At 64.7% G+C, this 11,820-nt stretch carries 14 protein-coding genes; 6 read left to right on the top strand and 8 right to left on the bottom strand.

The features are described from left to right. The 7 genes from H8B02_RS22790 to H8B02_RS22760 all read right to left on the bottom strand — a co-directional run. Nucleotides 1-216: FAD-dependent oxidoreductase (locus H8B02_RS22790; protein WP_229168357.1), on the bottom strand; the 216-nt coding region annotated here is incomplete at its 3' end. Beyond that, complete coding sequence (nadA, locus tag H8B02_RS22785) at nt 213-1,199, bottom strand: quinolinate synthase NadA (protein ID WP_229168356.1); 987 nt, start codon at nt 1,197-1,199, stop codon at nt 213-215. The genes H8B02_RS22790 and nadA, both read right to left, overlap by 4 nt. 54 nt (nt 1,200-1,253) lie before the next feature. Next, a complete protein-coding gene (locus H8B02_RS22780; protein ID WP_229168355.1) occupies nt 1,254-2,213 on the bottom strand; it encodes an NUDIX hydrolase in 960 nt (319 codons plus the stop codon). 14 nt (nt 2,214-2,227) lie between these two features. Beyond that, nucleotides 2,228-2,632 carry a hypothetical protein gene (locus H8B02_RS22775; protein ID WP_229168354.1) on the bottom strand — a complete coding sequence of 135 codons (405 nt, stop codon included), beginning with the start codon at nt 2,630-2,632 and terminating at the stop codon, nt 2,228-2,230. A 156-nt stretch (nt 2,633-2,788) separates the two neighbouring features. Further along, nucleotides 2,789-4,069 (bottom strand): O-acetylhomoserine aminocarboxypropyltransferase, encoded by a 1,281-nt coding sequence (locus H8B02_RS22770; RefSeq protein ID WP_229168353.1) that lies wholly within the window; start codon nt 4,067-4,069, stop codon nt 2,789-2,791. 146 nt (nt 4,070-4,215) lie between these two features. After that, nucleotides 4,216-4,800, bottom strand: coding sequence for a CoA-binding protein (locus H8B02_RS22765; RefSeq protein ID WP_229168352.1), 585 nt, complete (start codon nt 4,798-4,800; stop codon nt 4,216-4,218). Nucleotides 4,801-4,910: 110 nt separating this feature from the next. After that, nucleotides 4,911-5,738 carry an enoyl-CoA hydratase gene (locus H8B02_RS22760; RefSeq protein ID WP_229168351.1) on the bottom strand — a complete coding sequence of 276 codons (828 nt, stop codon included), beginning with the start codon at nt 5,736-5,738 and terminating at the stop codon, nt 4,911-4,913. A 71-nt stretch (nt 5,739-5,809) separates the two neighbouring features. Here H8B02_RS22760 and H8B02_RS22755 point away from each other — a divergent pair, with 71 nt between their 5' ends. From H8B02_RS22755 to H8B02_RS22735, 5 genes are all read left to right on the top strand, one after another. Then, nucleotides 5,810-6,289, top strand: coding sequence for a PaaI family thioesterase (locus H8B02_RS22755; RefSeq protein WP_229168350.1), 480 nt, complete (start codon nt 5,810-5,812; stop codon nt 6,287-6,289). 102 nt (nt 6,290-6,391) lie between these two features. Next, a complete protein-coding gene (gene rplM / locus H8B02_RS22750; protein ID WP_050405657.1) occupies nt 6,392-6,856 on the top strand; it encodes a 50S ribosomal protein L13 in 465 nt (154 codons plus the stop codon). Next, nucleotides 6,856-7,332: a 30S ribosomal protein S9 gene (gene rpsI, locus H8B02_RS22745; protein WP_229168349.1), complete on the top strand. Its 477-nt coding sequence runs from the start codon at nt 6,856-6,858 to the stop codon at nt 7,330-7,332. The genes rplM and rpsI overlap by 1 nt, the downstream gene beginning before the upstream one ends. A 244-nt stretch (nt 7,333-7,576) precedes the next feature. Continuing rightward, the gene (locus tag H8B02_RS22740; protein ID WP_229168348.1) at nt 7,577-8,794 is read left to right on the top strand and encodes a GGDEF domain-containing protein; all 1,218 of its coding nucleotides are present in this window, start codon (nt 7,577-7,579) and stop codon (nt 8,792-8,794) included. A 44-nt stretch (nt 8,795-8,838) separates the two neighbouring features. Continuing rightward, nucleotides 8,839-9,075, top strand: a complete 237-nt coding sequence (locus tag H8B02_RS22735) for a hypothetical protein (RefSeq protein ID WP_229168358.1) — start codon at nt 8,839-8,841, stop codon at nt 9,073-9,075. Here the strand turns inward: H8B02_RS22735 and H8B02_RS22730 are convergent. Beyond that, nucleotides 9,068-10,231 (bottom strand): AI-2E family transporter, encoded by a 1,164-nt coding sequence (locus H8B02_RS22730; protein ID WP_229168347.1) that lies wholly within the window; start codon nt 10,229-10,231, stop codon nt 9,068-9,070. The genes H8B02_RS22735 and H8B02_RS22730 overlap by 8 nt on opposite strands. A gap of 275 nt (nt 10,232-10,506) precedes the next feature. Here H8B02_RS22730 and H8B02_RS22725 point away from each other — a divergent pair, with 275 nt between their 5' ends. Next, a complete protein-coding gene (locus H8B02_RS22725) occupies nt 10,507-11,277 on the top strand; it encodes a gamma-glutamyl-gamma-aminobutyrate hydrolase family protein (protein WP_092114688.1) in 771 nt (256 codons plus the stop codon). Nucleotides 11,278-11,820 lie beyond the last annotated feature (543 nt).

The raw sequence follows: 11,820 nt of genomic DNA, 5'->3' as shown, positions 1-11,820 counted from the left end.
AAGCGTATCGGCGAGATGGAGAGCAGGGGTGTCATCCGCGCCGACCGGTGCCGCCAGGCCACCCTGCGCCCACATGCTGGAGGCTTCCGCGCCGAGCGGCGATTTCGACAGCAGCACGACCGGCTCGGGCGCGAGTTGAAGCGCCGTCATCAGCCCCGCGGCGCCGCCGCCGATGATCACCGGACGGCCGTTGAGATCGGAGATATCGGTCCTCATATTGCCAGCATCCTTTCGACGCTCCTGCGTGCGCGATCGGCGATCGCGGGATCGATCGTGACCTCGTGCTGATTGGTCTCCAGCGCGTGGCGGATGTTCTTCAGCGTGATCCGCTTCATGTGCGGACAGAGATTGCAGGGGCGGACGAAGTCGACATCGGGATTGCGGGCCGCGATGTTGTCGCTCATCGAACATTCCGTCAGCAGCACGACGCGCGGCGGACGTTTGGTCTCGACGAACGACTGCATGGCAGCCGTCGACCCCGAAAAGTCCGCTTCGGCGACGACCTCGGGCGGGCATTCCGGATGCGCCAGGATGGTGACGTCGGGATAATTTTCACGCAGCTGGCGCACGTCGTCGGCGGTGAACAACTCGTGCACCTCGCAATGGCCCTTCCAGGCGATGATCTTCTTGCTGGTCTGCTTGGCGATGTTCTGCGCGAGATATTCATCCGGCAGCATGATCACGCGCTCGGCACCGAGCGATTCCACCACCTTGAGCGCATTGCCCGACGTGCAGCAGATATCGGACTCCGCCTTCACCGCGGTCGAGGTGTTGACATAGGCGATAACAGGCGCGTCCGGGTAGCGCGCGCGCATCAGCCGCACGTCCTGTGCCGTGATGGAATCCGCCAGCGAGCAACCGGCCTTGAGGTCGGGGATCAACACGGTCTTGGCCGGGTTCAACAGCTTCGCCGTCTCGGCCATGAAGTGCACGCCGGCGAGCACGATGATGTCGGCGTCGACCTTGGTCGCTTCACGCGCGAGCAAGAGACTGTCGCCGACGATATCGGCGACGCCGTGGAAGATCTCCGGCGTCTGGTAGTTGTGTGCCAGCACCACCGCGTTGCGGCGGCGTTTCAGTTCGAGGATCGCATCGACGTCCTCGGCGAAAGTGGCCCATTCGAACGGTGGGATGACGCGCTTGACGCGCTCATAGAGCGGCGCGGTGCGGGTGAGCAGATCGGTATCGAGTGCAACCATTTATACTCTCCTTGAGCATAAGATGGCTTATACTTATCCTGAGCATAAGGCGTGTCAAGTGCGCGAAAGCGGAAGCTTGGTGCCGACGACGGCCCGTTCGGCCAAGACGGCATGGCGGAAGCGGAACAGCTTGGCCGGCCGTCCGACGGTATCGGCGGCCATTGCGCCAGTCTCTTCAACAAGTTCCTGCTGCTCCATGAGCCGGCGGAAGTTCTGCTTGTGGACCAGCCGGCCTGCGAGGGCTTCAACACTGCGTTGCAGTTGCAGCAGGGTGAATTCGGCCGGCATCAATTCGAATACCACCGGACGGTATTTGATCTTGGCGCGCAGCCGCGCGATTCCGGTCGCGAGGATGCGGCGATGATCCGCCGTCATCGGCTTGCCCGGCACGATCGGCGCCTCGCGGTCATGCGCGCGCCCGGCTTCCGGGATCAGCAACGCCTCGTACAGCAGCTCGTAGCGCTGCAACACCAGTTCTTCGTTCCAGCCACGATCCTCGAGGCCGAAGGTGATCGCGCAGCGCTGCCAGCGCTCGCGCTGCAGCGTTGGTGACGGGGCCGCCTTCGCCCACGTCTTCAGCTTCGGCGCGATCATCTTCGCAAGGCAGACCGGCGTGCCGGCGCGATGATCCTCCCAGGGGAAATAGTCGTACCAGCCGGACCAATGCGCCTCAAAGCCTTCGCCGACCTGGTCCTCGCGGGTCAGGCCGAGATAGCTGATCGAGACGCTATGCGGCGTCCTGGCGTCGCCGGACCGGCCGCGGTCGGCAAAGGTGTAGAGCTGCTCGACATAGCCGAGCGGATGGCCGGTCTGCGCCTCGACCCAGGCGCGCAGCGCGGTCTGCAGCGAACGGTGGGTGAACTCGAACGGGCCGCTCGGCAGCGCGGAGCCGCCGGCGATGGTCATGATCTTCGGCGTGCCGTCGGTCACGGCGACCAGCACCGCGACGAGGTCGGCGGTCACCGCGTTGCCCGAAGCCGGTGCGCTGGTTTTCTTCTGCGGCGATCTGGCCACGCGCTCGTCCCGGGCTAGCAGTAGCCGTAGACGCCGCAGGCGTAGGGCAGGCGATCCCAGTAGTCGACATAGGCGCCGCCGTAATAGGGACCGAGATAGCTGTAGGAACGCGCGTTGCCGTAATAGCCGGGCAGCGACGACGATCCCGGCAGCAGCGGCTCGCCCCGCACGATCGGGATGTACGGCTCTGAATTGAGCGGGATCACCTTGGGCTCGACGACCACGAGCTGGCGTCCGCGCCGCACATAGGTCGGCTGTGTGATGGTGGTGCGGTAGGCGTAGTGCCGACGTGGCAGGCCGGCCGGCAGCTGGCGCGCGGCCCTGACGGTGGCGCGTTTGGTGACGACAGGGCCGTCGGCGGCGTCAGCAGGCGAAATCGCAAGCAGCGCGATCGCGAGCGGCAATATCGAGCGCAGCATCAATGGTCTCCCGAATCATCCGGAGCCTATCACTGCCACTTTATGCCGGATTGAGCGTTAACGAGAGACCCGTCGGTATTAAGCGTTAATGTGACGGTCGTTTCGGGCAAGATTGCCGGAGCGATGCGGGCGCACCGCCCCGGAACAATGGCGGGATCAGGCGCGAAGGGCCTGGTCGAGGTCCGCGATCAGGTCTTCCTTGTCCTCGATGCCGATCGACAGCCGCACCACCTCGGGCGCCGCGCCGGACTTCACTTTGGCGGCGTCGTCGAGCTGGCTGTGGGTGGTGGAGGCCGGGTGGATCACCAGCGAGCGGGTGTCGCCGACATTGGCGAGATGCGAGAACAGCTTCAGGTTCGACACCAGATTGACGCCCGCGTCGTAACCGCCCTTGAGGCTAAAGGTGAACACCGCACCGGCGCCCTTCGGCGCGTATTTGCGCTGCAGCGCGTTGTACCTGTCGCCGGGCAGACCGGCATAGTTCACGGCTGACACGGCGGGGTGGGTGGAGAGGAATTCCGCCACCGCCTTGGCATTGTCGCAGTGCTTCTGCATGCGCAGCGGCAGCGTCTCGATGCCGGTCAGGATCATGAAGGCGTTGAACGGCGACAGCGCGGGACCGAGGTCGCGCAGCCCGAGCACGCGGCAGGCGATCGCGAAGGCGAAATTGCCAAAAGTCTCCTGGATCCGGATGCCGTGATATTCCGGGCGCGGTTCGCTCAGCATCGGATATTTGTTGTCCTTCGACCAGTCGAAAGTGCCGGCGTCGACGATGATGCCGCCGAGCGAGTTGCCGTGACCGCCGAGGAACTTGGTCAGGGAGTGCACAACGATATCAGCACCATGGTCGATCGGCTTGATCAGGTACGGCGAGGCCAGCGTGTTGTCGACGATCAGCGGCACGCCGGCCTTGCGCGCGACGGCTGCGATCGCCTCGATATCGGTGACGCTGCCGGCCGGATTGGCAATCGACTCGATGAAGATCGCCTTGGTGTGCGGCGTCACCGCCTGATCGAAGCTTGCGACGTCGTCGGGATCGGCCCAGGCCACGTTCCAGCCGAACGCCTTGAAGGCGTGGGTGAACTGGTTGATCGAGCCGCCATAGAGCTTGCGCGCGGCAATAATCTCGTCGCCGGGCCTCAACAGCTGCTGCAGCACGACGAGCTGCGCGGCGTGGCCGGAGGCGACGGCGAGCGCCGCGGTGCCGCCCTCGAGCGCTGCGACGCGTTCCTCGAGCACGGCGTTGGTCGGGTTGCCGATGCGGGTATAGATGTTGCCGAAGGCCTGCAGGCCGAACAGCGAAGCCGCATGGTCGGCATCGTTGAAGACGAATGACGTGGTTTGGTAGATCGGCGTCGCCCGCGCGCCGGTGGTGGGATCAGGCTGTGCGCCGGCGTGCACGGCGAGGGTGGAAAATCCCGGAAGGCGATCGGTCATTCTTTGTGTCCTGTTGTGGCCTGGTCGAAACGCGCGGCATGCTGATGGCGGCGACGCTCGCCGTCAAGCGAGATGGCACGCCGCCAGTGTTGGGAGGGGCATCCCGGGCTATACCGGACGATCGGAGCGATTATTCCGATGCGACGTCAGGTCGTCTCGGTCTTGTTTTTCGCCGCGCGGTCGGATGCCGCAGTCTGGCCGCCGCCAAAGCTCGTGCGGTTGAGCGACAGCCGCATGCCCTGCGTCGGGATCGGCGCGCGCTTGGAGCTTAGCGTGCGCGAATTGACGCCCATCCAGGAGATCTCCGACGACAGCCGGCCATACTCGATCTTCGGGCAGCGGTTCATCACCACCTTGAGGCCCGCGGCTTCCGCCTTCTCGGCCGCGGCATCGTCGCGTGCGCCAAGCTGCATCCAGATCACCTTCGGCAGCGGCGACAATTTCAGCGCCTCGTCGACGACCGGCATGATGTGGCTCGAATTGCGGAAGATGTCGATCGTGTCGATCGGGCGATCGATATCCGCCAGCGATGCGACGAACGGCTTGCCCATCAGCGCCTTGCCGACATGGCCGGGGTTGACCGGGATCATGTCGTAGCCGCGCTGCGCCAGATATTTGAACGCGAAGTAGCTCGGCCGCACATTGACCGGCGAGGCGCCGACCATCGCGATCGATTTCACGTTGTTCAGGATGCTGCGGATGTAGTTGTCGTCGTAGGCGTCGTGGTTCATTTCTGATCAATTGTCCGGTGACGTCATTGCGAGGAGCGTAGCGACGAAGCAATCCGTTCTATCGTCGCATGGAAAGGTGAATTGCTTCGCTCCGCCCGCAATGACGAAGGTTATTTGTCCTGCCACTTCGGGTCGCGCTTCTCGATGAAGGCGCCGATGCCTTCCTCGGCGTCGCGCGCCATCATGTTCTCGGTCATTACCTCGGCCGCGAACCGATAGGCCTCAGTGAGGCTCATCTCGGCCTGGCGATAGAACGCCTCCTTGCCGAGCTTGACGGTGTAGGCCGATTTCAGCGCGACCTTCTCGGCCAGCGCGATCGCGGCGTCGCGTTCGGTGCCTGCCGGCACCACGCGGTTGACGAGGCCGATGCTCTGCGCCGTTGCTGCGGAGACGGGTTCACCGGTCAGCAGCATCTCCATCGCCTGCTTGCGCGGCACGTTGCGCGACAGCGCCACCATCGGCGTCGAGCAGAACAGCCCGATGTCGACGCCCGGCGTCGCAAACGCCGCCGCTTCGGAGGCGACCGCGAGGTCGCAGCTCGCGACGAGCTGGCAGCCCGCTGCGGTCGCGATGCCCTGGACGGACGCCACTACCGGCTTCGGCAGGTGCACGATCGCCTGCATCATCGCGCTGCAGGCGTTCATGATCTGCGCGAAATAGGCGCGGCCGCGGTCGGCGTCGGTGCGGCGCGCGGTGAGCTCCTTGAGGTCGTGGCCGGCGCAGAAGGCAGGGCCGTTGGCGGCGAGCACGACTGCGCGGATGCTCTTGTCAGCGCCGATATCGTTCAGCGCAGCGTGCAACTCGCCGATCAGGCCCTCGGAGAGGCTGTTGCGCGCCACGGGGCGATTGAGCGTCAGTAGCGCGATACTGCCAACGGTCTCGCGCAGCAGGATCGGCTGGTGTTGCGGCGCTTCCGCGCGGGCGGCTTGGGCGGACATAGCGAAAATTCCACTTTGGTCTGTATGACAACTTAATGTAACAGGCAGGCTGAAGCGAGGGCAGGGACCGCATGGCGATTGCGAAAATGAGCGTGGCTGATCTGGAGGAGTTCCTGCGCAAGGAATTTCCGCAGGCATTCACCCACGACGACATCAGGATCGAAAGCGCCGACGGCGAGACGGCCTTGCTGCGCCAGCGCTACAGCGAGCGCATGCTGCGGCCGGGCGGCACGGTGTCCGGACCGACCCTGATGGGGCTGGCGGATTTTGCGATGTACGTGGTGCTATTGTCGGCGATCGGGCCGATCGGCCTTGCCGTCACCACCAACCTCAACATCAACTTCCTGCGCAAGGGCCAGCCGGGGCAGGACGTGCTTGCGGTCGCCAAGCTGCTCAAGCTCGGCAAGCGGCTTGCGGTCGGCGAGGTGAACCTGCTGTCCGGGACCTCCCCGGATCCGATCGCCCATGTCACGGCGACCTATTCCATTCCAAATCAAAAGGCTTTTTCGCGGTATTATTACACCATATTTACAAGCTGTTGTTTTCGCTAGTGTAATTGGCGTGCGTCGACGTTGACGCGCGCCCGTGGCTTCTCTAGAAACCCACGCAGTTCGGCGCATTCGGCGCCGATTTCCTTTTCACGGATTTCACACATGAGCACGTTCTCGGCCAAGCCCGCCGAAGTGACGAAGAAGTGGGTCGTGATCGACGCCAAGGGTCTGGTCGTCGGTCGCCTCGCCACGCTCGTCGCGATGCGTCTGCGCGGCAAACACCTGCCCACCTACACCCCGCATGTCGATTGCGGCGACAACGTCATCATCGTCAACGCCGCGCATGTGGTGCTGACCGGCCGCAAGCGCGACCAGAAGGTCTACTACAAGCACACCGGCTTCATCGGTGGCATCAAGGAGCGCACTGCGAAGCAGATCCTCGAGGGTCGCTTCCCCGAGCGCGTGGTCGAGAAGGCGATCGAGCGCATGATCCCGCGCGGTCCGCTCGGCCGCATGCAGATGGGCAATCTGCGCGTCTATCCGGGTGCCGAGCATCCGCATGAGGCCCAGAGCCCCGAGAAGGTCGATATCGCCTCCCTGAATCGCAAGAACACGAGGGCCGCATAATGTCCGATACTTTGCAGTCCCTCGACCAGCTCTCGCAGGTCAAGCCGGCGGCTCCCGACGCGCCGAAGTACGTCAAGAAGATCGACAAGTTCAACCGCGCCTATGCCACCGGCAAGCGCAAGGACGCGGTCGCCCGCGTCTGGATCAAGCCGGGCGCCGGCAAGATCTCGGTCAACACCCGCGACATCGAAATCTACTTCGCCCGCCCGGTGCTCCGCATGATGATCCAGCAGCCGCTGGTCGCTGCCGCCCGTAACGGCCAGTACGACGTGATCTGCACCGTCGCCGGCGGCGGTCTTTCCGGCCAGGCCGGTGCTGTCAGACACGGCATCTCGAAGGCGCTGACCAACTTCGAGCCCGAGTTGCGCAGCGTCCTCAAGAAGGGCGGCTTCCTGACCCGCGATAGCCGCACGGTCGAGCGCAAGAAGTACGGTAAGGCGAAGGCCCGCAAGTCCTTCCAGTTCTCGAAGCGCTAATTCGAGTCCTCAAATTCGCGGCAATTGCCGCGTGCATCGAGTTGCAAAGGGCGCCGCGAGGCGCCCTTTTGCTGCGCCCAACCGCGCGTGCTTCGACGCGAATTAGCGCAGTTTTCATGAAAACTTGCGTGTGCGTGCAAACGAAATTGGAACTCGGGCCTTCTAGCTTGCGGGCTCGCACTGGCGCTGCATCACCGTATTATTTGCGCCTGCGAACGTTGCATCACCGGGCTGGGGTGACTCTATGTCGTTCGATCCATCGACGCTTTATCTGTTCGCCACCATGGTTGCGGGCATGCTCGGCGCCATGCTCTGGTTGTTCGGCAGGCAGGAGAACATTGCCGCGCTGAAATGGTGGGGCACCGCCTATCTGCTCGGCGCGGCCTCCGTCGCGCTCTGGACGGTCGGCAGCTCGACGCTCGATCCGCTCGTCTTGCTGGGCCTCAACGCCATCGGCTTCGCCGCCTGCGGCATGGTCTGGAATGCCGCGCGTATCTTCCACGGCCGCAAGGCCAACCTGCCGGGTCTCGTGCTCGGCCCGATCGTGTGGATCGGTGCCGCGACGTCAATCGCGGATCCGGCGATGCGCCTGACGATCGGCGCCGGGATCGTCGCGATCTACGCGGCGCTGACCGCCTCCGAACTCTGGAGCGAACGCCGCCGTTCGATGCAGCGGCGCTGGATTGCGATCGCGATCCCGGTCGCACATGGCTGCGTCCTGATGCTGCCGATCCTGGTCGGCGACGTGCTGCGGCTGAACGGCCAGAATTTCGTCAGCAGCTTCTGGGTCACCCTGTTCTCGATCGAGCTCGTGCTGTACGCGATCGGCACGGTGTTCGTGATCTTCATGATGGTGTCGGACCGCGCGGTCGCCGTGCACAAGACGGCTGCGTCGATCGATCCGTTGAGCGGCATGCTCAACCGCCGCGGCTTCACCGAGGCCTGCACGCGCGTGATCGAGCGGGAGGCCACGGCCGGCCGGCCGGTCACCGTGATGATCTTCGACCTTGATCACTTCAAGTCGATCAACGACCGGTTCGGCCATCCCGCGGGTGACGAGATCCTGAAATTGTTCTCCGCCGTGGTGGTCAACAGTCTCAGGATCAGCGATCTGTCGGGCCGGATCGGCGGCGAGGAATTCGCGGCGCTGCTGCCGTGCTCGCTGGAGGAGGGCGTCTTGGTCGCCGAGCGCGTGCGTGAGGCGTTCGAGAACAGCAACATCACCTGCGAGGACGGCGCGGTCGACACCACGGTCAGCATCGGCGTGGCCGGCGGACCCGCCGGGACCGAGCTCGAGGTGCTCTTGGCCTCGGCCGACACCGCGCTCTACCAGGCCAAGCGCAGCGGTCGCAACCGCGTCGAGGCAGCGGAGGAATTGCCGCTGTCGCTGGAGAACTGGCGGCGCAAGACCGCGGGCCTGCCGGCATCGGCGCGGCAAAAGCCGGCGCCCGCCCGCGCGTGAGCGCGGTAACGGCTGATTAACCATTCGATCCCATGCTTTCGGGCATGGAGTCGATCCGCGCCCGCAACCCGCATTCAGCCCTGATGTCGCTCGAAGCCGATGCGGCTTCGGCGCGCGGCGGCTTCGCCTGCCTGTTCTCGGACTCCGATGAATACGAGACCGCGCTGATCGCCGAACGCCGTGCGCAGGGACGATACCAACCGCCGAGGCGCCGCTGGCCGATCGTGATGCTGGTCGGCGTGATGCTGATGGTCGTCGGTACCGTCCTGCTCTTCAACTGAGCTGCGGCACGTTCGATGGAGCGGGCGTCTGCGCCGGCGCCTGATCCTCCGCCTTGAAGTGGTCGATCATCACCTTGGCGATCGCCATCAGCGGCAGCGCCAGCGCGAGCCCCCAGATGCCGAACACGACGCCGAGCAGGATCTGGAACGCGAACAGCGTTGCCGGCGGGATGTCGAGCGCCTGGCGCTGGATGATCGGCGTCAGCACGTAGCTTTCCAGCGCGTGGACGCCGAGGAACAGGATGAAGGCCGACAGCGCCGCGATCCACCCGGTCGCAAGGCTTGCCAGCACCACGATCAGCCCGCCCAGGATCGCGCCGACCGTCGGGATGAAGGCGAGCAGGCCGGCCTGGATGCCAAGGATGAACGAGCTCGGAATCCCGATGATGGCGAGCCCGATCCAGGTGACGAGGAACACCGCGGTCATGGTGATGATCTGCGCGATCAGCCAGCGCTCCAGCGTCTCACCGATGCGGTCGACGATGACGGTCGCCTGGGCGCGGTATTTGGCCGGCGCGATGAACAGCAATCCGGCGCGGTAGATGCTCGGTTGGGCTGCGAAGGCGAGCCCGAGGAACAGCACGATGAAGAAATTGCCGACGACGCTGACGGTGCCGAGCAGCACCTTCAGCGTTTGACTGATGATCGCGCCGCCGCTCGAGGCCAGCGCGCCGGCGCCGGGGATGCCATGCGACTGCGACGCTGGCGGTGTCGTCGTCGTCACGGCGGAGCCTTCGCCCTTCGCCTCGCCGGCGGCATTGGTGAAGTCGAGATAGCTGGTATCGACGCCGCGCTGCTCGAGGAACTCCTTGACGTTGCCGAGCTGCGATTTGATCGTGTTGCTCAGCACCGTGGCCTGCTGCGCGATCGTGGTGCCGCCGAGGAACACGATGCCGGACAATAGCCCGGCCATCGCCAGGCAGACGATCGCAAGCCGCAACGCGTGAGGCAGCGCGGTCAGCCGGCCGAGCAGGGTGGTCATGGCATTGAGGGCGACCCCGAGCAGCATGCCCGCGAACAGCAGGAACAGGGTCGCGGCGAACTGCCAGGCGAAGGTCAACAGGGCGGCGAACAGCACGATGCCGATGCCGCCGACGGCGATCGCCCACGCCATGTCGTTGCGGGCCTGCAGGCGATTGTCAGCCGGGTCTGTCACGGGTGATTCCCCCTTCGCGACGGTGTCCGGCAGTCTTTGGCGAAAATCCCGCCGGGATCAAGCTGGGCGGACCGTGCCGGTTTGCCGCTGACGCGCCGTGGTCCGGGCGCGACCGTGGGCCGCCAGGCCGGATTTGGGGCCCGAGGGCTGCGAATCTGTGCAGGACTGCAAGGTCCCCTGTGCAGATATAGGCAGTTGATCCGGGGGGAACTCGAAGGCATGATCGTCTCCGCAAAGTCGCAAACTTAGAATAATCATTGCGCGAGACTTCAATAATGAGACGGCCCGTGGTCGGCGTGATCGGAAACGCCCATCGCATTGAAAATCGTTTCACAGTCCAGATGGTCGGCGAGCGCAACCTTCGCGCGGTTGCCGAGGTGTCGGGTGCCGTGCCCTTGATGTTCGCGGGCAGCCCCGAAATCACCGAGGTCGGCGCCTTGCTCGACGTGGTCGACGGCGTGGTGCTGACCGGGGCCCGCGCCAACGTTCATCCGACCCGCTTCAACACTGAACCTTGCGCTGCTCACGAGCCCTACGACATCCACCGCGACGACGTCGCGCTGGCGCTGTCGGAGGCCTGCGTCGCGCGCGGCGTGCCGATCTTTGGCATCTGCCGCGGCCTGCAGGAGATGAATGTCGCGTTCGGTGGCTCGCTGCATCCTGAGATACGCGAGATCCCGGGCCGCATGAACCACCGGATGCCGCGGCTGGAGAACGGCGAAATCCATCCCGATCCCACCGTGGTGTTCGCCGACCGTCACGACGTCGCGCTGACGCCGGGGGGCGCCTTCGCAAGGATCCTCGGCTGCGAGACCATTCGGGTCAATTCGCTGCACGGCCAAGGCATCCTCGAGCCCGGCAGGCGCGTCGTGATCGAGGGCATCGCCGAGGACGGCACCATCGAGGCGATCCGCATCGCAGATGCCCCGGGCTTTGCGCTCGGCGTGCAATGGCACGCCGAATACGATCCGCAGCGCAACCCGATCAACCGCGCGCTGTTCGAGGCATTCGGCGACGCACTCCGCGAGCGGCGGCGGGCAGCGTAGGGGCTGCTGTTCATACAACGACCAACGCCGTTGTCCCCTCGGGCGTGTTGTCATGGTTTTCTGACATGGCGCGGGCAGGTGCCGCACACGCGCATGTCGTCCTGGCGAAAGCCAGGACCCATAACTACCGCAGTTGATTGGGAATGGGATCGCGGCCGCAGCGTCGTGCAACGACTGACATTTGGGGTAATGGGTCCTGGCTTTCGCCAGGACGACGATTGAGGATGTTGACGCAGCTTCGCATTCTCGCGACATGATTTGTCCGAGTTGTGCATCTTGCTTCGCCCTCTCTTGAAGAGGGCGCAGGGAAAGCCGGGTGCCGATCGCACCCATGGGCCCCGAGCAAAAGGTAGAAAGCTCGGGGGTAGGACCACAGGTGTAACCGGAGACTCCGGCTTTCCCTGCGCGATGGCTTATGGCTTACTTCGTGCTCTCCCCGGCGAGACTGGGCTTGTTTGTCACCGGCTTCACAACGCGCATCGCGCAATGCGAAAAGACACCTGCCGCTAGGGCGTCAGGACCACACGACTTCACCGTCCGCCT

The organism is Bradyrhizobium altum, from assembly GCF_020889705.1.
In the GTDB taxonomy this organism is placed as follows: Bacteria; Pseudomonadota; Alphaproteobacteria; order Rhizobiales; family Xanthobacteraceae; genus Bradyrhizobium; species Bradyrhizobium altum.
This window is presented reverse-complemented; position numbering and strand designations above follow the sequence as displayed.

Bases quoted from the DNA above. Each gene is read 5' to 3' on its own strand.
- nadA (WP_229168356.1), bottom strand. From the start codon at position 1,199: ATGGTTGCACTCGATACCGATCTGCTCACCCGCACCGCGCCGCTCTAT.
- H8B02_RS22775 (WP_229168354.1), bottom strand. From the start codon at position 2,632: ATGCTGCGCTCGATATTGCCGCTCGCGATCGCGCTGCTTGCGATTTCG.
- H8B02_RS22770 (WP_229168353.1), bottom strand. From the start codon at position 4,069: ATGACCGATCGCCTTCCGGGATTTTCCACCCTCGCCGTGCACGCCGGC.
- H8B02_RS22765 (WP_229168352.1), bottom strand. From the start codon at position 4,800: ATGAACCACGACGCCTACGACGACAACTACATCCGCAGCATCCTGAAC.
- H8B02_RS22760 (WP_229168351.1), bottom strand. From the start codon at position 5,738: ATGTCCGCCCAAGCCGCCCGCGCGGAAGCGCCGCAACACCAGCCGATC.
- H8B02_RS22755 (WP_229168350.1), top strand. From the start codon at position 5,810: ATGGCGATTGCGAAAATGAGCGTGGCTGATCTGGAGGAGTTCCTGCGC.
- rplM (WP_050405657.1), top strand. From the start codon at position 6,392: ATGAGCACGTTCTCGGCCAAGCCCGCCGAAGTGACGAAGAAGTGGGTC.
- rpsI (WP_229168349.1), top strand. From the start codon at position 6,856: ATGTCCGATACTTTGCAGTCCCTCGACCAGCTCTCGCAGGTCAAGCCG.
- H8B02_RS22740 (WP_229168348.1), top strand. From the start codon at position 7,577: ATGTCGTTCGATCCATCGACGCTTTATCTGTTCGCCACCATGGTTGCG.
- H8B02_RS22735 (WP_229168358.1), top strand. From the start codon at position 8,839: ATGGAGTCGATCCGCGCCCGCAACCCGCATTCAGCCCTGATGTCGCTC.
- H8B02_RS22725 (WP_092114688.1), top strand. From the start codon at position 10,507: ATGAGACGGCCCGTGGTCGGCGTGATCGGAAACGCCCATCGCATTGAA.